Source organism: Bradyrhizobium sp. USDA 4451 (genome assembly GCF_054822585.1).
On the sequence record NZ_JBTRCH010000001.1, the window covers coordinates 2,571,183 to 2,591,912 of the forward strand.

At 65.0% G+C, this 20,730-nt stretch carries 18 protein-coding genes; 10 read left to right on the forward strand and 8 right to left on the reverse strand.

Annotated elements, in window-relative coordinates; genetic code table 11:
- Nucleotides 1-162 precede the first annotated feature (162 nt).
- The 5 genes from ACVMB0_RS11870 (at nucleotide 163) to ACVMB0_RS11890 (ending at nucleotide 4,949) form a co-directional block, all read left to right on the forward strand.
- Entirely contained in the window at nucleotides 163-1,335 is a 1,173-nt protein-coding gene (locus ACVMB0_RS11870) for an ABC transporter substrate-binding protein (protein ID WP_461346341.1), read from the forward strand.
- A gap of 271 nt (nucleotides 1,336-1,606) precedes the next feature.
- Nucleotides 1,607-2,524: a branched-chain amino acid ABC transporter permease gene (locus tag ACVMB0_RS11875; protein ID WP_456750769.1), complete on the forward strand. Its 918-nt coding sequence runs from the start codon at nucleotides 1,607-1,609 to the stop codon at nucleotides 2,522-2,524.
- Complete coding sequence (locus tag ACVMB0_RS11880; RefSeq protein WP_456750768.1) at nucleotides 2,521-3,468, forward strand: branched-chain amino acid ABC transporter permease; 948 nt, start codon at nucleotides 2,521-2,523, stop codon at nucleotides 3,466-3,468. Before ACVMB0_RS11875 ends, ACVMB0_RS11880 begins: the two co-directional genes overlap by 4 nt.
- Entirely contained in the window at nucleotides 3,461-4,228 is a 768-nt protein-coding gene (locus tag ACVMB0_RS11885) for an ABC transporter ATP-binding protein (RefSeq protein WP_461346342.1), read from the forward strand. Before ACVMB0_RS11880 ends, ACVMB0_RS11885 begins: the two co-directional genes overlap by 8 nt.
- The gene (locus ACVMB0_RS11890) at nucleotides 4,221-4,949 is read left to right on the forward strand and encodes an ABC transporter ATP-binding protein (RefSeq protein WP_461346343.1); all 729 of its coding nucleotides are present in this window, start codon (nucleotides 4,221-4,223) and stop codon (nucleotides 4,947-4,949) included. The genes ACVMB0_RS11885 and ACVMB0_RS11890 overlap by 8 nt, the downstream gene beginning before the upstream one ends.
- A 494-nt stretch (nucleotides 4,950-5,443) precedes the next feature.
- Here the strand turns inward: ACVMB0_RS11890 and ACVMB0_RS11895 are convergent, their stop codons facing one another.
- Genes ACVMB0_RS11895 through ACVMB0_RS11915 form a run of 5 tightly spaced genes read right to left on the reverse strand, consistent with a single transcriptional unit; the run spans nucleotide 5,444 to nucleotide 9,912 of the window.
- Nucleotides 5,444-6,715, reverse strand: a complete 1,272-nt coding sequence (locus ACVMB0_RS11895; protein ID WP_461346344.1) for an MFS transporter — start codon at nucleotides 6,713-6,715, stop codon at nucleotides 5,444-5,446.
- A gap of 46 nt (nucleotides 6,716-6,761) precedes the next feature.
- On the reverse strand, nucleotides 6,762-7,205 hold the full coding sequence (locus ACVMB0_RS11900) for a cupin domain-containing protein (protein WP_461346345.1): 444 nt from the start codon (nucleotides 7,203-7,205) through the stop codon (nucleotides 6,762-6,764).
- Nucleotides 7,206-7,245: 40 nt separating this feature from the next.
- Complete coding sequence (locus ACVMB0_RS11905; protein WP_461346346.1) at nucleotides 7,246-8,049, reverse strand: alpha/beta fold hydrolase; 804 nt, start codon at nucleotides 8,047-8,049, stop codon at nucleotides 7,246-7,248.
- 54 nt (nucleotides 8,050-8,103) lie between these two features.
- On the reverse strand, nucleotides 8,104-8,652 hold the full coding sequence (locus ACVMB0_RS11910) for an NAD(P)H-dependent oxidoreductase (protein WP_461346347.1): 549 nt from the start codon (nucleotides 8,650-8,652) through the stop codon (nucleotides 8,104-8,106).
- 27 nt (nucleotides 8,653-8,679) lie between these two features.
- A complete protein-coding gene (locus ACVMB0_RS11915) occupies nucleotides 8,680-9,912 on the reverse strand; it encodes an acyl-CoA dehydrogenase family protein (protein WP_461346348.1) in 1,233 nt (410 codons plus the stop codon).
- A 434-nt stretch (nucleotides 9,913-10,346) separates the two neighbouring features.
- On the opposite strand from ACVMB0_RS11915, the gene ACVMB0_RS11920 reads away from it, so the two are divergent.
- Nucleotides 10,347-11,147, forward strand: coding sequence for a response regulator transcription factor (locus tag ACVMB0_RS11920; protein WP_461346349.1), 801 nt, complete (start codon nucleotides 10,347-10,349; stop codon nucleotides 11,145-11,147).
- Nucleotides 11,148-11,181: 34 nt separating this feature from the next.
- On the opposite strand, the gene ACVMB0_RS11925 is transcribed toward ACVMB0_RS11920, so the two are convergent.
- Both ACVMB0_RS11925 and ACVMB0_RS11930 read right to left on the reverse strand, forming a co-directional pair.
- A complete protein-coding gene (locus ACVMB0_RS11925) occupies nucleotides 11,182-12,618 on the reverse strand; it encodes a glutamine synthetase family protein (protein ID WP_461346350.1) in 1,437 nt (478 codons plus the stop codon).
- A gap of 114 nt (nucleotides 12,619-12,732) precedes the next feature.
- A complete protein-coding gene (locus ACVMB0_RS11930) occupies nucleotides 12,733-14,091 on the reverse strand; it encodes an aromatic ring-hydroxylating dioxygenase subunit alpha (RefSeq protein ID WP_461346351.1) in 1,359 nt (452 codons plus the stop codon).
- Between the two features lie 117 nt (nucleotides 14,092-14,208).
- Between ACVMB0_RS11930 and ACVMB0_RS11935 the strand changes: the two genes are divergently transcribed.
- Nucleotides 14,209-14,994 (forward strand): IclR family transcriptional regulator domain-containing protein, encoded by a 786-nt coding sequence (locus tag ACVMB0_RS11935; protein ID WP_461346352.1) that lies wholly within the window; start codon nucleotides 14,209-14,211, stop codon nucleotides 14,992-14,994.
- A gap of 176 nt (nucleotides 14,995-15,170) precedes the next feature.
- Here the strand turns inward: ACVMB0_RS11935 and ACVMB0_RS11940 are convergent, their stop codons facing one another.
- Entirely contained in the window at nucleotides 15,171-16,163 is a 993-nt protein-coding gene (locus ACVMB0_RS11940; RefSeq protein WP_461349640.1) for a helix-turn-helix transcriptional regulator, read from the reverse strand.
- Between the two features lie 69 nt (nucleotides 16,164-16,232).
- Between ACVMB0_RS11940 and ACVMB0_RS11945 the strand changes: the two genes are divergently transcribed.
- The 3 genes from ACVMB0_RS11945 to boxC all read left to right on the forward strand — a co-directional run bounded on the left by ACVMB0_RS11945 (nucleotide 16,233) and on the right by boxC (nucleotide 20,681).
- Nucleotides 16,233-17,756, forward strand: coding sequence for a benzoate-CoA ligase family protein (locus ACVMB0_RS11945; protein WP_461346353.1), 1,524 nt, complete (start codon nucleotides 16,233-16,235; stop codon nucleotides 17,754-17,756).
- A 114-nt stretch (nucleotides 17,757-17,870) separates the two neighbouring features.
- Nucleotides 17,871-18,680, forward strand: a complete 810-nt coding sequence (locus ACVMB0_RS11950) for an alpha/beta fold hydrolase (RefSeq protein ID WP_461346354.1) — start codon at nucleotides 17,871-17,873, stop codon at nucleotides 18,678-18,680.
- 312 nt (nucleotides 18,681-18,992) lie between these two features.
- The gene (gene boxC, locus ACVMB0_RS11955; protein ID WP_461346355.1) at nucleotides 18,993-20,681 is read left to right on the forward strand and encodes a 2,3-epoxybenzoyl-CoA dihydrolase; all 1,689 of its coding nucleotides are present in this window, start codon (nucleotides 18,993-18,995) and stop codon (nucleotides 20,679-20,681) included.
- Nucleotides 20,682-20,730 lie beyond the last annotated feature (49 nt).

Genomic DNA, 20,730 nt, shown 5'->3' on the forward strand with positions numbered 1-20,730 from the left:
TGACGTATGCACCGAAGGTTCTAATTGAACGCCGTCGGTTCATGCTTGCTGCACACTTGCGATATCGCGCACAAAATACGTCACAGAACGACGCGCGCAACGCGTGACCCCTTAGGCCTCGCTTGGCCCTTGCGGGATCTTTGGTTGAGGAGGGGAGTAAATATGAAGAAGGCATTTTGGCTGGCAGGCGCCATGGCGTTGGCGCTGGCGCAGCCCGCGATGGCGGCTGACAGCGTCAAGATCGGCTTCGTCTCGACCTTCAGCGGTCCGACCGCCGTGATCGGCAACGACATGCGCAATTCGTTCGAGCTCGCGCTCGACCATCTCGGCCGCAAGATCGACGGCAAGCCGGTCGAGGTGATCTACGAGGACGACCAGCAGAAGCCCGACGTCGGCAAGCAGAAGACCGAGAAGCTGGTGCAGTCCGACAAGGTCGATTTCATCGTCGGCTACATCTGGTCGAACGTGCTGCTGGCCTCGCTGAAGACCGCGGTCGACAGCAAGACCTTCCTGATCTCCGCCAATGCCGGTCCGTCGCAGCTCGCCGGCGAATTGTGCTCGCCTTACGTGTTCTCGACCTCCTGGCAGAACGACCAGACGCCCGCCGCGATGGGCCTCTACATGAACCAGAAGGGCGTCAAGTCGGTATTCCTGATCGGCCCGAACTACGCCGCCGGCAAGGACATGCTGGCGGGCGTCAAGAGCACCTTCAAGGGCGAGGTGGTCGGTGAGGAATATACGGTATGGCCGAGCCAGCTCGACTTCTCCGCCGAACTGACCAAGGCGCGCAACTCCAAGGCCGAGTCGATCTTCGTGTTCTATCCGGGCGCTGCCGGCGTCCAGTTCCTGAACCAGTATGCGCAGGCCGGCATCAAGGCGCAGATCCCGCTCTACACCGCCTTCACCATCGACGAATTGTCGCTGCCGCTGCAGAAGGACAACGCGATCGGCATCCCCGGCGCCCAGGAATGGGTCAACGACCTGCCGAACGCCGAGAACAAGAAGTTCGTCGAGGACTATCGCAAGAAGTATCCCGGCCTGCGTCCGACCTATTACGGCGCCCAGGCCTATGACGCCGCCCAGCTGATCAACAGCGCCGTCGTCGCTGTCAAGGGCGACCTCACCAAGAAGGACGCGATGAAGGCGGAGATGGAGAAGGCCAACTTCAAGTCGCTGCGCGGTCCGTTCAAATACGGCAACAACCACATCCCGATCCAGAATTTCTATCTGCAGGACGTGGTCAAGGACGCCGACGGCCAGCTCTCGCTGAAGACGGTCGCGACCATCGTCAAGGACGACCAGGACAAATTCCACGACAAGTGCTCGATGAAGTGATTGTCGGGCAATTCTGGCCTGTGGCTTGCTTCTTCACCTCGCACCGCTCTCTTGTCCGCCGTAGCCCGCCTTCGGGCGAAGGCGGATGCGGGGAGAGGTCAATCGCGAAGCGATTGGGTGAGGGGCTCTTTCCACACATTCGACTCGTGGAGACGGCCCCTCACCCCGACCCTCTCCCCGCGAAGGGCGGGGCGAGGGAGAACAACAAGCCGTAAAGGCGGCGGCGCATGCGCGCTGCCGCTGTTTTGTTTCAGCCCGATATGAAGGATCCATGTATCTCGTCGTCGAACAACTGCTGAACGGCCTGCAATTCGGCCTGCTGCTGTTTCTGCTGGCGGCCGGATTGACGCTGGTGTTCGGCATCATGGATTTCGTCAATCTGGCGCACGGCTCGCTCTACATGATGGGCGCCTATTTCGCGGCGACCTTCGTGGCTTGGACCGGCAGTTTTGTTCTTGGCGCGCTGATGGCGCTGGGTGCCACGCTGCTGCTCGGCATCGCGCTCGAATACGTCGCGCTCAGGCATCTCTACGGCCGCGACCATCTCGACCAGGTGCTGGCGACCTTCGGCCTGATCCTGTTCTTCAACGACGCGGTCCGGCTGATCTGGGGCCCGGCCGGCCTGCCGCTGCCGTTGCCGGCCTGGCTCACCGTGCCGGTGCAGATCATTCCAGGCGTGTACTATCCGGCCTACCGGCTGATGATCATCGTGGTCGCGCTGGCGGTCGCCGCACTGCTCTATCTGGTCGTGATGCGGACCCGCGTCGGCATGCTGATCCGCGCCGGCGCCTCCAACCGCGAGATGATCGGGGCGCTCGGCATCAACATCAAGCTGCTGTTCACGCTGGTGTTCGGCCTGGGCGCCGCGCTCGCCGGCCTCGCCGGACTGATGCAGGCGCCGATCCTCACCGTGCAGATCGGCATGGGCGAGAACATCCTGATCCTGGCTTTCGTCATCATCGTGATCGGCGGCATCGGCTCGATCCGCGGCGCCTTCATGGCCGCGATTTTCGTCGGCATCATCGACACCATGGGCCGCGCCTTCCTGCCTGATCTCTTGCGCAAAGTGCTGAGCGGAGCGGCCGCCTCCACCGCGGCGCCGGCGCTGTCCTCGATGCTGATCTACCTCCTGATGGCGATCATCCTTGTGCTGCGGCCCGAGGGGCTGTTCCCGGCGGCCAAACGATGATGCGAAAGCTCAACGCCCCCAATGCGGTCGCGGCGCTGCTGTGCGCTGCGCTGATCCTGTTGCCGGTCTATTCGGCGGCCACCGGCAATATCTTCATCCTGACGCTGTTCACGCGCATCGCGATCTATGCGCTGGCGGCTGCGAGCCTCAACCTGATCATGGGCTATGGCGGCATGATGAGCTTCGGCCATGCCGCCTATCTCGGCATCGGCGGCTATGCCGTCGGCATCCTCGCCGCCGAGGGCATCGGCTCCGGCTTCATCCAGTGGCCGGTGGCGCTCGCCGTCTCCGCGCTGTTTGCGCTGCTGATCGGCTCGCTGTCACTGCGCACCCGCGGCGTCTACTTCATCATGATCACGCTGGCCTTTGCGCAGATGGCCTATTACGTCGCCTCCGCGCTGTCGCGCTATGGCGGCGACGACGGCCTCACCGTCTACAAGCGCAGCGATTTCGCCGGCCTGATCAACCTGTCGGACCGCACCCAGTTCTATTACCTCTGCCTGGCCTGCCTGTTCGGCGGCCTCTATCTGATCTGGCGCATCGTCAATTCGCGCTTCGGCCTCGTGGTGCAGGGCGTCCGCTCCAACGAGCAGCGCATGCAGGCGATCGGCTTCCATGCCAACCGCTATCGCCTGGTCTGTTTCGTCATCGCAGGCACGATCTGCGGCCTGGCCGGCGCGCTGCTCGCCAACAACACCGATTTCGTCAGCCCCGCGGTGATGTACTGGACCCGCTCCGGCGACCTGATGGTGATGGTGATCCTCGGCGGCATGGGCTCGCTGTTCGGCCCGGTGATCGGCGCAATCGTCTATCTCCTGCTCGAGGAGTTGCTGTCGCAATTCACCGAATATTCGGGACTGATCCTCGGCCCGGTGCTGCTCTTGATCGTGCTGTTCGCGCGCGGCGGCATCATGGGCCTGCTCGGGAGGATGCGCCGTGTCTGAACCTCTGCTGCGCGTCGACAACCTGGTGCGCCGCTATGGCGGCATCACCGCGACCGACAACCTCTCGATGGAGGTGATCCCGGGCGAGCTGCACGCCATCATCGGCCCCAACGGCGCCGGCAAGACCACGCTGATCAGCCAGCTCACCGGCCAGGTGATGCCGAATTCCGGCACCATCCGCTTCGCCGGCCGCGACGTCACGCATCTGCCGTCCTACAAGCGCTCCAGGCTCGGGCTGGCGCGCTCGTTCCAGATCACCTCGCTGCTCAAGGATTTTTCCGCGATCGACAATGTCGCGCTGGCGGCGCAGGCGCATGACGGCCACTCCTTCCGCTTCTGGGGCAATGCGCGCAAGGAGCGCCATCTGCGCGAGGCCGCGCGGGCGGCGCTGGAGCGTGTCGGCCTCGGCACGCGCGCCGACGTCGTGGTCTCGCAGTTGAGCCATGGCGAGCAGCGCGAACTCGAGCTCGCGGTCGCGCTCGCCACCAAGCCGCAGCTCCTGCTGCTGGACGAGCCGATGGCCGGGCTCGGCGTCACCGAGTCGGCGCGGATGGTCGCGCTGCTGAAGGAGTTGCGCAAGAAAGTCACCATCGTGCTGGTCGAGCACGACATGGAGGCGGTGTTCGCGCTGGCCGACCGCATCACGGTGCTGGTCTATGGCCGCGTCATCGCCTGCGGCGCGCCGGACGCGATCCGCAGGGATGAAGAGGTCAAGCGCGCCTATCTCGGCGAGCAGCATGCGGTGACGCGCCATGACTGATACCAAGACGGCCGAAACCCTGCTTGAAGTCGATGCGATCGAGACCTGTTATGGCTTGAGCCAGGTGCTGTTCGGCCTGTCGCTCACGATCAAGTCGGGCGAGATGGTCGCGCTGATGGGCCGCAACGGCATGGGCAAGACCACCACGATCCGCTCGATCATGGGGCTCACGCCTGCGCGCGCCGGTGCCATCCGCTTCGCCGGCGAGGCGGTGCGCGGCCTGCCGTCGTACAGAATTGCGAAGCTCGGCATCGGCCTGGTGCCGGAGGGCCGCCAAATCTTCCCGAATCTGACGGTGCGCGAAAATCTCGTCGCGGCCTCAGGCAATCGGCTCAATGCCTCCGATCCGTGGACGCTGGAAAAAATCCACGCGCTGTTTCCGCGGCTCGCCGAACGCACCGGCAATATGGGCGTCACGCTGTCCGGCGGCGAGCAGCAGATGCTCGCAATCGGCCGCGCGCTGATGACCAATCCGAAGCTCTTGATCCTCGACGAAGCGACCGAAGGCCTCGCGCCCTTGATCCGCGACGAGATCTGGAGCTGCCTGTCGATGCTGAAGGGCCGCGGGCAATCGGTGCTGGTGATCGACAAGAACGTCGGCAACCTCGCCCGCATCGCCGACCGCCACTACATCATCGAGCGCGGCAAGACGGTGTGGAGCGGCACCAGCGAGCAGCTGATCGCCGAGCCGGATTTGCAGCACAAGTATTTGGGGATTTGAGCAGCAAGTATTGCTGCATCAGCGCAAAGGCTTCGCCTTTGTCGCTCGAGGAGCCTGCGTAGCAGACGTCTCGAAGGATCGACGGCCCGGCTGGTGGCCGTGCATCCTTCGAGATGCGCGTGCCGCGCTCCTCAGGATGACGGGACGGACGGCGTGCCGCGACGGCCGAGATCAAAACATCTCGACAAGTATCTCGGGATTTGAGCAGATGCCGCGCACCCAATGCTTCCCCGTCACCCTGAGAGGATGGGAAGCTTTCACCGCCGTCATTGCGAGGAGCGGTAGCGACGAAGCAATCCATGCTTCCGCGTGTGCCGCGCGATGGATTGCTTCGCTACGCTCGCAATGACGAAGATAGACCGTCATCCTGAGGAGCGCGTAGCGCGTCTCGAAGGATGGACGGCCCGGGTGGTGGCCGTGCATCCTTCGAGATGCGGCGAAGACGCCGCTCCTCAGGATGACGGATCACAAAAGCCAAGACGCCTCGGTGGTCGCTATTCCGCGGGGCTTTCGATTGGCTCGGTCCGGCCGATTTTTTCCCGGGCGAGGATCACCAGCAGCGCGACGATCACGGCCTCGATGATCGCAAAGGCGGCGAAGGCACCGGTGAACGAGCCGCCGGAGGCGTTGATGATGGCTCCCATCAACCAGGGCGCCACGAACGCCGAGAAGATTCCGAACACTTCGGCATAGCCGATCGCGGCCGGGGCGAGGGCGTCGGAATATTTCTCGCTCAGCAACGCGAAAATCGCGCCGCCGCCCAGCAGCGCGATGCCGCTGAGTGCGGCCAGCAGCACTAACGCGGCGAACGGCATCGGCGTGACGACGCTCCACAGGAACATCAGCGCGGTCAGCAACGCCAGCACGGCGGTGAGCTTGATCATGAAGGGTTTGCCGAGCCGGTCCGACATGTAGCCGCCGATCACGAGGAAGACCACCTGGGACAGGCCCATCACGGTGCCGATCACGGCTCCGGCTTCCGGTGCCATATGCTGGACGGCGATGAAGGCCGGGACCACCCAGGTGGCGGTGCCGGCGATCGCGAAGGTGCAGGCGACGATGCCGAAGCCGCCGACCGCGATCCATTTCGAGCGGAAGATCTCGCCGAGCGGCAGTGCTTCATGCGCCGGCTCGTTGCCCCAGCTAAAATTGGCAATGCCGAGCTCGCGCGGACCGTTGCGGACCACAAGGGCGTCGATCGCGGCGACGATCAGCGTGCCGATTGCCAGCACCGCGAAGAAGGTGCGCCAGCTCGTGGCCAATGTCAGCGGAATGCCGAGTGCGAAATCCATGGTGATGGCGAGGCTATAGGCTGCCAGGATCATGCCGACGACGGAGCCGCGCCGGCTCTGCGGGAACCAGCCGAAGATCAGCTTCATGTTGCCGATGAAGATGCCGGCATCGAAGAAACCGATCACGAGCCGGAGCACGATGAGCTCGATGTAGCTCTGCACGAACACCTGCAACACCATGCCGAACCCGGTGCCCGCGAGCCCGATCAGCAGCATGTTGCGCGCCGACATCGATCGGCTGACCGGAGACCAGACCACCATGCCGATGCCGTAGGTGAGGGCGAAGATGCCCTGGGCGAGACCGGCCTCGGCAGGATTGAGCTTGAGCGCTTCCGATACGAAGGGAAGCACGGCGGCGAACGCGTACCAATCCGCGGCAAGAAAGATCTCGCACAGGATCGCGAGCAGCAGCATGCCTTTTTGCCAGCCTGCAATCCTCTGGCGATCGGTCTCGGAAATGGTGGTCCAGCTCATGATGGGTCCTCTCGGTGATCGCGATCAAATGGAGATGAATGCGCCGTCAGGCCGGTGGCGGCAGGAAATCGACCTCGTGCTCGGCGGCGATGCGCACCACCTCCTGCGGGTCCGGAACATTGTGGATGCGCTCGAACAACGTCTTCAGCGAGCGGGTCGGCGCCACCCAGAACAGGCTGGTCGCGGTCTCGCCCGATCGATTGAAGATCCCGTGCGGCACTCCCTTGGGCATGCGGACCAGGTCGCCGGCTTTGGCGACAAAATCCTTGCCGTCGAGCCACAGGTCGTAGCGGCCGCTCAGGACGTAGATGAATTCGTCCTGCGTCGGATGCACGTGCGGGGGGACGAAGGTGCCGTCCGGAAACACCGCGTGCCAGGCCATCGAGGCTTCGGATTGCTGCTTTAAGGTGTAGGTCTGGCCCAGGATGTTCCAGACGATATCGCCGAAGCCTTCGTTGCTTGCCGTGACGCCGGGAGGCATGTCGATCATGGTGATGTCCTTTGTTGCTGCGGGATTGGGTTCGGCCGGTTCAACCGTCGAGAAAATCGCTGACGTGACCGGCGGCCGCCGGCGTTTCCTCGAAGACGAGGTGTCCGGTCGCCGGCACCAGAACGAGACGCCCGTCGGCAAGTCCGGCCATCCAGCTTTGGGCCTGCGCGGTCGGACGCAGGCGGTCCTCGGCGCCCCACAGAACCAGGGTCGGCGCGCCGATCCGGTGCAGCCAATGCGCGAGCTTCGGGTTACCCTGCGGGTCGTTGCGGATCAGCTTGGCGAAGCCCGCGACCTCGTGCCCGAGCCGCGCGTCGAATGCAGGATCTGGGTTTTGCGGGAAATAGCGCAGGGCCGCCGCCGGATCGTGCGCGAGGTAGGACGGCAGCTCGTGCGGCGCGATCTCGAACAGCCCGGGTGCCGGCGCGTCGGCGACGACGAGCCCGGCGGGAGCGACCAGCACGAGCCGGCGCACCCGTTGCGGTTGGCGGATCGCAAATTCGGCGGCAAGCCATCCGCCGAGGGAAAATCCGGCGAGGTCGAATGTGTCGAGACCCAGCCGGTCGAACAGGTCCATATAGTGCAGGACATGATCCTCAGCGGTGTCGATCACGTCCGCATCGCCGGAATCGCCGAAGCCGATATGATAGGGGATGACCACGGTGTGCCGGGTGGCCCACGCACGTGCCATTTCGAAGCCGGTAAAGGTGCCGGTGCCGTGCAGGAACACCAGCGCTGGTCCGCTTCCGATGCTGTGGACCACGGTCCGCGCGCCGTTGATATCGTATTCCGAGCGAGTGAAGCCGGTCAGGTCGGGCAAAGCCTTGGCGGCAGCATCAGGCATGGTCGGAGTCTCCGGTTGAAGGCGGCAAGGCTGTGCAGCGGGCGTTGAGGTTGCTCATGCGGCGTCGGCGCGACGGCCCCTCAACAGAGCGGCGAACTGTTCGGCCGCGTTGGCGATCCGCGCGGTGATGATCGGCGGCAGCGGTGCGCCGGACGCGAGTTCGCCGCGGCTGGCGTAGATTGCGGTCGCCACGGTGCAGGCCTCGAAGAAGCCGAACAGCGGCCGCAGCTGATGCTCAACCACCAGGGAGTGGCGCAGCCCGCCGCCGACGGCCGTCAGCACCACGGGACGATTGCGCAGCGTGTTGGGCTCGATCAGGTCGAAGACGTGCTTGAACAGGCCCGGATAGGAGCCCTGGAACACGGGACAGCCGATCACGAGGCCGTCGGCCTGCTCGATGGCCTCGATCACGATGCGGGTATGGTCGTCGAGCGCGGCCCGGGTAAATCCGGCAATGCCGGGACCGGCATCGACCAGATCGAGAACCTCGAATGTGAGCGGATGTCGGACGTGCAGCTCGGCGCCGACGGCCTCGACCAGGGCGCGCGCCTTGGACGGTCGCCAGGTGTTGCCGCAGAAACCGACGATGCGGGGCTTCGTCACGTGACCACCCTCATCCGATGGCAAGCCTCAGCCTGCGACGCCGAACACGGTCCAATGCGATCCGGGAGCGGGCAGGCCGAGCAGGGCGCGTCCGCATTCCTCGACGATCTGGTCGGCCATCAGGATGTGCTGCGTCCCGGAATGGATGTCGCGATAGAAGCGCTGCATCGGCGTGTTGTGCAGCGAGGCGCCCCGCGCGGCGCGGTGCGCGAAGGTGGCGGTATCGGAGATCACGTCGTGAATGTGGCGCAGCGACAGCTTGATCATCGTCATCTGGTCGAGCGTCGGAGTTTCGCCGCGCGCGCAAGCGTCCGACACCTCGCGCCAGGTCTCGTGCACCAATGCCCGCGCGGCGCGGAAGCGCGCCTCGACCTGGGCGAACTGGAACTTGAAGCTCGCGCTCTCGCTCGATTTGCCGAAAGCGTCCTGGCGCTGCACGATGACCTTGACGAGTTCATCGAGCATGCGGCGCCCGACGCCGACCGCCCAGCCGGAATGTGCCCAGGCACTGTAGCCGGCAAGGCCGAGCGCGCCCTGCACGCCGCCGCGGCGGGGCGCGCCGATGTCGAAGTCGTAGGTCATATGGGTCGGCACGAACAGCTCGGTGCCTTCGCTGATGGTGTAGTCGAAGCTGCCGGTGGCGCGTAGGCCGAGCACATCCCAGTTGCCCATCAGCTTGATGGTCGCGCGCGGGTGATGGGTGATCACGATCTTGGGCTGGCCGTTGGGGCCCATCACCATGTCCTTGCCGGTCGGATCGGTGACGAAGCAGCCGGAATGCACCCATTCGGCGTGCTGAATGCCGCTGCCATAGGCCCAATTGCCGCGGATCATGTAGCCGCCATCGACCGGCCGGGCGAAGCCGCGCGGCACGCCGTTTCCGGCGATGGTGATGTCGGGACCGTTGGCGAAGACCTGCTTGATCCCTTCGTCCTCGACATAGATCGCGAGGGTGGTGCCTTCCATGTTGTTGCCGATCACGCACCAGCCGGCCGAAGCGTGGACGTAGGACAGGCGCTCGATCACCGTCATCGCGTCGAACGGCAGCAATTCCGCGCCGCCGACCTGTTTCGGAAACAGCATGGTGTAGATGCCGGCCTTGCGCAGCGCGGCGACCACGTCGTCGGTGAGATAGCCCTGGGCCTCGGCATCGGCTGCCCTGGCTTCCACCAGCGGCAGCAGCGCGTCGAGACGGGCGTGAAACTCGGCGGCGGTCGTGGTGCCGGATGGCTTGGCGACGCGCTGGGCAGATACGTTCATGGTCGAGATCTCCAGGTCGGACGTTCCCGCCGCGTGCACCAGCCGGTGACTCGAGGGGTGGTTGAAATCGGACGGCGGGATCCTGCCCGGGCGCGGGCACGGCTCTGCCTTTGCCCGCCATGGGTTGGGCGAGCGGCGGAGCGTGCCTGTGATCGATGTCGTGTCCCGCCGGAACCGCGCGATCGCGCGACGGCGGTCTAAGCCGGCACGCAGGCGTCGCGCGATTGCGATATCAGGATGCTAGGAGACGGCTCCGGAACCCGGCAATCCCCCAGCATGGGGGGATCGGCGGCCATGGATCGCGCCCGATCTGAGCATTGCTGCCGCTTCTTTTCGCTTGACCAATCGTGAGGCAGCGCAGAAATTTTAATCCTATAAGATCCGTCAACGGCGCAGCTGTCCCGGGGGGCTGGTGCAGCGCGAGCGCGCAAGGAGTGGCGGTGGCTGCGGGACGAATGCAGTTGGATCATCTGCCTGAGCGCCGGCTCGCCGATGGGCTCATGTCCATCGCCGAGAGCCGGTCGGTGCATGGACTCGGCGTGGCCTGCTGCGCGGCGATCAGCAGCCTGACCGGCTCTCCGACCGTCGGCCTCTATCTGCTCGACGGTGCCGAGCCGGAGCTGGTTTACAGCCGCCATGTCGCGGAGGGCCTGCTCGACAATTACAGGGCGGGTTTCTGGAAGCGCGATCCGGTGCTCGACTGCATCCTGACCGGTGGCCGGGTCGTCGACGGCGCGTCGCTGCATGGCTCAGCGCATTGGCATCGCAGCGCGTCGTTCGAGATGCTGAGGGAGTGGGGCTTCAGCTACAACATGGGCGGCCCATTGCGGTGCGGCCACAAGATCATTGGCGTGCTGTTCACTGCGACGACGGATGCCGAAGCTCCGTACACCCCGCTGTTGCAGCAGCGGATGGACATGCTGTGCCGGGCGGGCTCGCTCGCCGTGACGAACATGATGAATTCAGGTGAGCTCGAGCGGAAGCACGAGGCCATCGCGTTGCCGGAGCGCGCGGTGTTGCCGCAGCCGTTCATGCTCGCGCTGCGGCTCCCGCCACGCTCGGCCGATGTCGCGATCCGGATTTGCCGCGGCCAGACCAACAAGGAAATCGCGCGCGAGATGGGGATCTCGGATCAGACCGTCAAGGAACACGTCGCCAATCTCTGCCGGCGGTTTGGCGCGCACAACCGCACCGAACTGGCGGCGCGCCTGTTGCGCGACAGCTCGCGCCATTGAGGTTTGGTCCGTCCTCGCCGGAGGAAAGCGGCCCTCAAAACATCTCGAAATACTCGCGCTGCTCCCAGTCCGAGACCTCGGCCTGGAAGCGCTCGATCTCCGCGTTCTTGATGAAGACGTAATAGTCGACGAACTCAGGCCCCAATGCCTGGCGGAAGAACGGATCGTCGTTGAGCGCGAACACGGCTTCGCGCAGCGACTTCGGCAGCAGCGCAGCTTTCGTCTCGTAGGGCGTGTCGGCGGACGGGCCGGGATCGAGCTTGCGGTCGACGCCGTCGAGGCCGGAGAGGATTTGCGAAGCCATATAGAGATAGGGATTGGCGGCGGGTTCGCCGATCCGGTTCTCCAGCCGCGTCGCCGGATCGGCGGCCGCCCCGAGCACGCGGATCATAACGCCGCGGTTGTCGCGGCCCCAGATCGCGCGGTCCGGCGCCAATGAATAGGAGCGGTAGCGCTTGTAGCCGTTGATCGTCGGCGTCGTGAACACGGTCGAGGCCCGCGCATGCTCGATCAGGCCGGCGAGCCAGGCCCGGCCGAGCGGGCTGAGCGGCTCGCCAATCTCCTTGGCCATGAAGGCATTCTCGCCGCCCGCGCGCGACACCAGCGATTGGTGCAGATGCCAGCCTGACGCGAACACGTTCGGCAGCTTCGGCCGGCACATGAAGGTGGCGTGATAGCCGTGGCGGCGCGCGATCTGCTTCACCGCGGAGCGAAACAGCACCATGGTGTCGGCGGGCGCGAGCCCCACGGTCGGCGCGAAGGTGAATTCGCACTGGCTCGGGCCGAACTCGACCTCGACCGAGCGCAACGGCAGGCCGAGCGCGATGATGTCGCGACGGATGATCTCCAGCGCCGGCTCCATCTGATCGTATCGCTGCTCGGTGAGGTACTGATAGCCGTGCGACAGTAGGCTGACCGACGGCGGCCGTCCGGGCTGACCGGCATCCTCCGGCGCCATATGCGCGTCGTCGAGCTTGAACAGATGGAATTCGACCTCGAGCCCGGCGACGAAATCGTAGCCGCGGCCGGCGAGCTGATCGAGCACCTTGCGATAGAGGTTGCGGGTCGCGAACGGCACCGGCCGGCCGTCGCTGAAATAGAGATCGCAGAGCAGCCAGCCGGTATTCTCGGCCCAGGGCAGCACGCGGAACGTGGTGGGGTCGGCGACCATCAGCACGTCGGCCGCGCCCTCCATCTCCTTCATGCCGAAACCGCCGCCTGACGTGAACACCGGAAACACCGTCTTGTGCGAGGTGTCCTTGGCGAGCATCGTGGTGGTGATCGAGCAGCCGCCCTCCAGCGAGCGCACCGCTTCGGCTGCGATCAGCGTCTTGCCGCGCAGGATGCCGTGCTGGTCGGGGAACGAGAGGCGGATGACCTCGAGGTTGTTCTCCTCGACGATGCGGCGGAGGCGTTGCGCCGCCTCCTTCTGCTCATCCGACCACAGGCCGTGACGCTCGACAAAGCTCACCGCGTCACTCCTCTGTCTCAGCAGTCGTCATTGCGAGCGAAGCGAAGCAATCCATGTCTCGGCAAGCGGCGCGATGGATTGCTTCGCTTCGCTCGCAATGACGGAAGGACATAGCTATTCCGCCGCCGTCAGATGCTGCACCTTGCCGGCGATCTCGCGCGGCACCGGCGCGGCCCACGGCGCGCCGCGGCGGCGCTTGACGTCGACTTCCATCCAGTAGAGCTCCCAACCCAGCGTCGGCCCGATGCCGTCCATCGTCGCCGGGCCCTGGATGCTGCGCGCTGAGGCCTCATCGAGGAACAGCATCGGCTTTTCGCCGCCGCCAACCTTCTCGATCTCCTGCCGCAGCAGGCGGCGATACTGCACGATCGCCTTGTCGCTCTGGCCGAGATGCTCGTTGGTGCGGTCCTGGATCGCCCCCATCGATTCCACCGCCCACTGGTCGTGGACGTTGATGTCGGTGCCCATGCCGGTATAGGTCTCGGTGGCCTGCTCATGCGGATCGAAGCCGTAATCGTTGCTCTTGTTCTTGCGCGACTTGTAGTCGGGCAGCGTGTAGAGCGCGAGCCGCTGGTCGCGCATCTTCGGCTTGTCGACTGGCGCCGCGTAGCTGGTGAAGATCGCATACCAGTAGCAATTCTCGTCGTCGACCGGCACGTGCCATTGCGTGATCGTCATCTCGGTCGACATCGGAATCACGAAGCCATGCGGGAACAGCTGATTTGTCACCCGCACATGGGTGCGCTCGGCGTCGAGCTCGCGCAGCGCGATCAGGCGCAGGCCATATTCGGTGTGCTCGACATTGATGATCGGCCGGTCGTATTCGCGCAGGATTTTCGTCATCGGCATGTCACTGCCGGCCGAGGCGCCGCGGAATTGCTTGCCGTAGGCGGCCGAGGTGTCCTCGTCCTCGAAGAAGCGATGCAGGAAGGACGCGTGCGCCGGGTCGATGCCGACCTCGAGCGCTTGCAGCCAGTTGCAGTTCATGTGGCCCTTGAACGCAAACGTATGGCTGCCGGGCGCGACGAAGCAGTCGAGCTCCGGAAATGCCGGCGGCGCGCCCTCGCCGAGCCAGGCCCACAGGATGCCGCTCTTCTCGATCACGGGATAGGAGCGCTGCTTGATGCCCTTGCAGAGCTGCGAGCCGACAGGTTCGGCCGGCGTCTCGATGCACTGTCCTGATGTGTCGAACAGCCAGCCATGGAAGGCGCAGCGCAGGCCGCCATTCTCCAGCCGGCCGAAGGCGAGGTCGGCCCCGCGATGCGCGCAGTGGCGATCGATCAGGCCGTAGCTGCCGTCCTCGCCGCGGAACAGCACCAGGTTTTCGCCGAGCAGCCGCACCGGCCGAACCGGGCGCGGCCCTTCGAGCTCGTCGACCAGCGCCGCCGGCTGCCAGTACATCCGCATCAGCTTCCCGCACGGGTCTTTGCGCCCGGTGCGGGTGATCAGATCGTTCGCTTCCTGGCTCATCATGGCGGCGTCTCCTGAATTCGGAATTGTTCGCCTATTGAACGAATGTGCGAATTATGCCATGTCTGGTTTGGACAGCAAGCGCAAATTTGAACCGTTCAAAGCCCCAACCTGATCCCAATGCCCAAGCTGAAGCGGACCGACCAGGACGAGCGCGCCACCGACTTCGTCGAAGCGCTCGATCGCGGCCTGCGCCTGTTGCAGGCGTTCGGCACCGTGACGGGCCCTGCGACGCTGAGCGACCTCGCGCGCGCCGCCGACCTGCCGCGGGCCACCGCGCGCCGCATCCTGTTCACGCTGGCGCATGGCGGTTTTGTCACCACCGACGGCAAGCTGTTTGCGCTGACGCCGCATGTGCTGACGCTGGCCGGTTCGTTCCTGCAATCCAACCAGGTCGTGACGGTGCTGCAGCCGGTGCTCGATCGCATCGCGACCGCGGCACAGGAGATCGCCTCGCTCGCGCTGCTCGACGGCGACGACGTCGTGTTCGTCGCGCGCTCGAGCCCGACGCGGGTGTTCTCCGCCGGTCTCGACATCGGCTACCGGTTGCCGGCGTTCTGTACCTCGGTCGGCCGCGCCATGCTCGGCCGGCTCGACGATGCCGAGCTCGCGGCGCGGCTCAAGGCGATGCGCCGCGAGGCCGTGACGCCGCAGACCGTGACCGATCCGAAGAAACTGCTCGCCACCATCATCGCCGATCGCGCGCAGGGCTACTCACTGGTCGACCGCGAGGCCGAACCGCACTTCCGCTCGATCTCGGTCCCGGTGCGCCGCTACGACGGCACCATCGTCGCCGCCATCAACATGGGCGCGCATATCGATCGGGTGCCAGCCCAGGAATTGATCGATCGCTTCCTGCCGCTGCTGCGGGAAGGGGCCGATGATGTGAAGAGCCGGCTCCTGTAATTTCGTCATTGCGAGGAGCTCGCGACAAAATTGCAAAGCAATTTTGCGCTGAAGCGACGAAGCAATCCACGCATCCACACGCGCGGAAAGATGGATTGCTTCGCGGAGCCTGTCATCCGGCGGCGCTTCGCGCCGACCGGGTGGCTCGCAATGACGGGGAGAGGGCCCGCTTTAGGCTACAGCGCCACGCTGCGCAGCCCGAAACTCCGCGCCTCGTTCTGCAGCACCGGCCGCACCGAATCGATCAGCCTTGCCGCGGCGGCGTCGACCGACAGCCCGGCGGTATCGACCACCGCCGAGGCGCGCGCATAGAGCGGCTCGCGGCTGACCAGGATGTTGCGCAATTCGGCCATCGCCGAGCGGTCGTCGGCCATCGGGCGCAGGTCGCCCTGGCGGCGGACGCGGGCCATGTGCTCTTCCGGCTCGGCCTTCAGCCAGATCGTGTAGAACGACGACAGGATCAAATCGAAGGTCAGCGCCTCGGAGACGATGCCGCCGCCGGTCGCCAGCACCATCAATTCCTTGCGCGCCAAAAGCTGCGTCAGCGCGGCCTGCTCCATGCGGCGAAAGCCTTCCTGGCCGTACAGCGCGATGATCTCGGCAACCGACAGGCCGTTCTGCGCCTCGATCTCCTTGTTGAGTTCGACGAAGCTCCAGCCGATCCTCTTCGCCAGCATGCGGCCGAGCGTGGTCTTGCCGGCGCCGCGCAGGCCGATCAGCGCGATCCCGGAGAACGCGGCGCGGCGTGGCGCGAGCGCGCTGCTGCCGGCGAGCATGTCCTTGGCCTGCGCGATCTGGCTCGGCGAGGCCTTACGCAGCAGGTCGCGGATCACGGCCCAATCCGGGATCGGCTCGCTGGTGGGGATCAGGTCCTCGAGATGCGCGCCCATCGCGCCTGCGACACGGCGCAGCAGCACGATCGAGACATTGCCTTTGCCGCTTTCGAGCTGGGCGATGTAGCGTTCGGAAATGCCGGAGACCTTGGCGAGCACCTTGCGCGACATGCCGCGCAGCGCGCGGGTGGTGCGCACACGCTGGCCGAGCTGTTCGAGGAAGTCGGTTTCCGGATCGTTGGCTGCGGTCATGATCCCTGCGCGACGCGAGTTTTCGGAAACATAGTGCCGACAAGGATTGACAGCAAGCCGAGCTGGTGGCTTTGTATGAATTATAATTCTTAAATTCACAGGAGAGGGAAGCGTGGCACGTCTGGGGTCCAAGGAAGCTCCGAGGATCGGGTCATGACCTATAACGCAGTCTCCTGGCTGCTCGACCGCAACGTCGATGAGGGCCGCGGCGACAAGGTCGTGTTCGACGACACGGTGTCGCAAATCACCTATGGCCAGTTACAGCAGCAGACCCGCCGCGTCGGCAACATGCTGCGCCGGCTCGGCGTCCGCCGCGAGGAGCGGGTCGCCATGATCATGCTCGACACCGTCGACTTCCCGATCGTGTTCCTGGGCGCGATCCGCGCCGGTGTGGTGCCGGTGCCGCTCAACACGCTGCTGACCGCGGAGCAATACGCCTACATCCTCGGTGATTGCCGCGCCCGCGTGCTGTTCGTGTCCGAGGCGCTGCTGCCGGTCGTGAAGGACATCATCGCGCGGATGCCCGATCTCGCGCATGTCGTGGTCGCCGGCAAGGATGCGCACGGTCACAACAAGCTGTCCGACGAAATCGCGCGCGAGAGCGACGTGTTCGCGACCGCGCCGACCCATGCCGACGAGCCGGCGTTCTGGCTCTATTCGTCGGGCTCGACCGGCATGCCGAAGGGGGTGCGCCATCTGCACGCCAACCTCGCCGCCACCGCGGAGACCTATGCAAAACAGGTGCTCGGCATCCGCGAGGACGATGTCGGCCTGTCGGCGGCCAAGCTGTTCTTCGCCTATGGGCTCGGCAATGCGCTGACCTTCCCGATGTCGGTCGGCGCAACGACGATCCTGAATTCGGAGCGGCCGACGCCGGCGGTGATGTTCGCGCTGCTGAACAAATATCATCCCAGCATCTTCTTCGGCGTCCCGACCCTGTTCGCGGCGATGCTGAACGACGAGGCGACCAAGGCGCAGTCCGGCGGCGATCGCCTGCGGATCTGCACCTCGGCCGGCGAGGCGCTGCCGGAATCGGTCGGCAACGTCTGGAAGGCAAGGTTCGGGGTCGACATCCTCGACGGCGTCGGCTCCACCGAGCTGTTGCACATCTTCCTGTCGAATGCGCCGGGCGACATCAAATACGGCTCGTCCGGCCGTCCGGTGCCCGGCTACAAGGTGCGGCTGGTCAACGAGGCCGGGGCCGACGTCGCTGACGGCGAAGTCGGCGAATTGCTGGTCGACGCGCCTTCGGCCGGCGAGAGCTACTGGAATCAACGCGCCAAGAGCCGTGCCACCTTCGAGGGCGCCTGGACCCGCACCGGCGACAAATACATCCGCGACGCCGATGGCCGTTACACCTTCTGCGGCCGTGCCGACGACATGTTCAAGGTGTCGGGCATCTGGGTCTCGCCGTTCGAGGTCGAGAGCGCGCTGATCACCCATCCCGCGGTGCTGGAAGCGGCGGTCGTGCCGGAAGCTGATCCGGAAGGGCTGTTGAAGCCGAAGGCCTATGTGGTGCTGCGGCCCGACAGTTCAGCCGAAGGTTTGCGCGAGGCGCTCAAGGAGCACGTCAAGCAGAAGATCGGCCCGTGGAAATATCCGCGCTGGATCGACGTGGTCGACAACCTGCCGAAGACGGCGACCGGCAAGATCCAGCGGTTCAAGTTGCGGCACTAAAGCCAGACGTAACACCGTCATTCCGGGGCTCGCAAAGCGAGAACCCGGAATCTCGAGATTCCGGGTTCGATGCTGACGCATCGCCCCGGAATGATTGAGGAAAGAAAACTCGACATGTCAAATCTTGCACCCACAGGCTTCCTCAGCATCGACGGTGCCGAGCTCGAATATCGGATGATCGGCCTGTCACCCGAGACGGCACCCACCATCGTGATGCTGCATGAAGGCCTCGGCTGCGTCGGGCTGTGGGGTGATTTTCCCGAGAAGCTGCAAGCGGCGACCGGCGCCGGCGTGTTCGCCTATTCGCGCGCGGGTTATGGGGCCTCGTCGCCTGTGACGCTGCCGCGCCCGGTCGACTACATGCACCGCGAGGCGCTCGACGTGCTGCCGAAGCTGCTTGATCGGATCGGCTTCCGCCGTGGTCTTCTGCTCGGTCACTCCGATGGCGCGTCGATCGCGGCGATCTATGCCGGCGCGCATCAGGATCACCGCCTGCACGGCCTGGCGCTGCTCGCGCCGCATTTCGTCGTCGAGGACATTTCGATCAAGTCGATTGCCGAGATCAAGACGGCGTATGAGACCACCAATCTGAAGGAGAAGCTGGCGCGCTGGCACAGGGATGTCGACAACGCCTTCCGTGGCTGGAACGACGCCTGGCTCGATCCGAAATTCCGCGACTGGGATATCTCCGACTATCTCGCCTACATCCGCGTGCCCGTGCTGATCGTGCAGGGCGCGGACGATCAATACGGCACGATGCGCCAGGTCGAGATCGCCCGGGAGGAGTGTTACTGCCCGGTCGATGTCGCGGCCATCGCCGGCGCTGGCCACTCGCCGCACCGCGAGGCGCAGGCGGTGACGCTGGACGCGGTCACCGAATTCGCCAAGGCGGCGCTGCGGGACGACCCGGCCCTGGCCGCCTGAGGGGCTGGCGAATGTCGGAAGTGTCATTGCGAGGAGCGAAGCGACGAAGCAATCCATCGTTCCGCATATGCGGGACGTTGGATTGCTTCGCGGAGCCTGTCATCGGGCGCGTTCGCGCGACCCGTTGGCTCGCAATGACGGGGATGGAGGTGACCGCGTCCATCGTAGGTCATTGGCCGAGCGGGTGAATTTCCAGAACATGAAACAAAATGCATGTTTTTGCGTTTTGAGCTGGACTAGATCGAAAACATGCATTATTGTGCATGAAGGCTTCGCAACGAACAACAGCAAGACAACAGATAAGGGTGGCCCATGGCTGGTGACGATCGCGTCCTTGCAGGCGGGGCGAAGTACATCGACTTCCAGACCGAGCCGTCGCGCTACCGGCACTGGAAGCTCGACGTCGCCGGCGAGGTCGCGACGCTGACCATGGACGTCGACGAGAATGCCGGCCTGTTCGAAGGTTACCAGCTCAAGCTCAATTCCTACGACCTCGGCGTCGACATCGAGCTTGCGGATGCCGTGCAGCGGCTGCGCTTCGAGCATCCCGAGGTGAAGGTGGTGGTGATGCGCTCGGGCAAGAACCGGGTGTTCTGCGCCGGCGCCAACATCCGCATGCTGGCGGGCTCGACCCACGCCCACAAGGTCAACTTCTGCAAGTTCACCAACGAGACCCGCAACGGCCTGGAAGATTCCAGCGAGAACTCCGGCCAGAGCTTCATCACCGTCGTCAACGGTACCGCAGCGGGCGGCGGCTATGAGCTGGCGCTCGCGACCGACCACATCATGATGGCCGATGACGGCGCGGCCGCCGTCGCGCTGCCGGAAGTGCCGCTGCTCGCGGTGCTGCCGGGCACCGGCGGGCTGACGCGCGTCGTCGACAAGCGCAAGGTGCGCCGCGACCATGCCGACTTCTTCTGCACCATCGAGGAAGGCATCAAGGGCAAGCGCGCGGTGCAGTGGCGGCTGGTCGACGAGATCGCGCCGAACTCCAAGCTCGAGGGCAAGCTTGCCGAGCGCGTCAAGGAATTCGCCGCGAGGTCGAAGCGCAATGGTGCAGGTAAAGGCGTCACGCTGACGCCGCTTCGGCGCACCATCGACGACAGCGGGATCCGCTACGGCTTCGTCAGCGTCGACATCGATCGCGCCGCCCGTATCGCCACCATCTCGATCAAGGCGCCGGAAACCGCAGCGCCCGCCGACATCGACGGCATGATCGCCCAAGGCGCCGCATTCTGGCCGTTGCAGGTCGCCCGTGAGCTCGACGATGCGATCCTGCATCTGCGCATCAACGAGCTCGAGATCGCGATGCTGGTGTTCAAGAGCCATGGCGACCGCGCCAATGTGGTGTCCTATGATGCGCTCCTCGAGGCCAACAAGGCGCACTGGCTGGTCAACGAGGTCAGGCATTACTGGAAGCGCGTGCTCAAGCGCATCGACGTCACCTCGCGCACGCTGGTAACGCTGGTCGAGCCGGGCTCCTGCTTCGTCGGCACCTTGGCCGAACTCGTGTTCGCCGCCGATCGCTCCTACATGCTGATCGGCCAGAAGCAGGGCGACAACCGACCGCCGCCGGCGATCGAGCTGACTGCGATGAATTTCGGGCCCTATCCGATGAGCCACGGCCTGACCCGGCTGCAATCGCGCTTCCAGGCCGACCCGATGGATCTGGAGCGCGCGCAAGCCGCGATCGGCAAGGCGCTCGATGCGGAAGAAGCCGAGGAGCTCGGCCTCGTCACCTTCGCGCTCGACGACATCGACTGGGACGACGAGGTCCGCGTGTTCTTCGAGGAACGCACCTCGTTCTCGCCAGACGGTCTCACCGGCATGGAAGCCAATCTGCGCTTCGTCGGGCCCGAGACCATGGAATCGAAGATCTTCTCCCGCCTCACCGCGTGGCAGAACTGGATCTTCCAGCGGCCCAACGCAGTCGGCGAGGACGGCGCGTTGCGCCGCTACGGCACCGGCCAGAAGGCGCAATTCGACATGACGCGAGTGTAAGAGGGCGAGTAGCGAATAGCGAATAGCGAGTGGTCTTCTTTTCCATTCG

Coding starts and splice junctions, on each gene's coding strand:
- ACVMB0_RS11915 (WP_461346348.1), bottom strand. CDS start 9,912: ATGAACGTATCTGCCCAGCGCGTCGCCAAGCCATCCGGCACCACGACC.
- ACVMB0_RS11895 (WP_461346344.1), bottom strand. CDS start 6,715: ATGAGCTGGACCACCATTTCCGAGACCGATCGCCAGAGGATTGCAGGC.
- ACVMB0_RS11950 (WP_461346354.1), top strand. CDS start 17,871: ATGTCAAATCTTGCACCCACAGGCTTCCTCAGCATCGACGGTGCCGAG.
- ACVMB0_RS11875 (WP_456750769.1), top strand. CDS start 1,607: ATGTATCTCGTCGTCGAACAACTGCTGAACGGCCTGCAATTCGGCCTG.
- ACVMB0_RS11890 (WP_461346343.1), top strand. CDS start 4,221: ATGACTGATACCAAGACGGCCGAAACCCTGCTTGAAGTCGATGCGATC.
- ACVMB0_RS11945 (WP_461346353.1), top strand. CDS start 16,233: ATGACCTATAACGCAGTCTCCTGGCTGCTCGACCGCAACGTCGATGAG.
- ACVMB0_RS11880 (WP_456750768.1), top strand. CDS start 2,521: ATGATGCGAAAGCTCAACGCCCCCAATGCGGTCGCGGCGCTGCTGTGC.
- ACVMB0_RS11930 (WP_461346351.1), bottom strand. CDS start 14,091: ATGATGAGCCAGGAAGCGAACGATCTGATCACCCGCACCGGGCGCAAA.
- ACVMB0_RS11900 (WP_461346345.1), bottom strand. CDS start 7,205: ATGATCGACATGCCTCCCGGCGTCACGGCAAGCAACGAAGGCTTCGGC.
- ACVMB0_RS11870 (WP_461346341.1), top strand. CDS start 163: ATGAAGAAGGCATTTTGGCTGGCAGGCGCCATGGCGTTGGCGCTGGCG.
- boxC (WP_461346355.1), top strand. CDS start 18,993: ATGGCTGGTGACGATCGCGTCCTTGCAGGCGGGGCGAAGTACATCGAC.
- ACVMB0_RS11905 (WP_461346346.1), bottom strand. CDS start 8,049: ATGCCTGATGCTGCCGCCAAGGCTTTGCCCGACCTGACCGGCTTCACT.
- ACVMB0_RS11935 (WP_461346352.1), top strand. CDS start 14,209: ATGCCCAAGCTGAAGCGGACCGACCAGGACGAGCGCGCCACCGACTTC.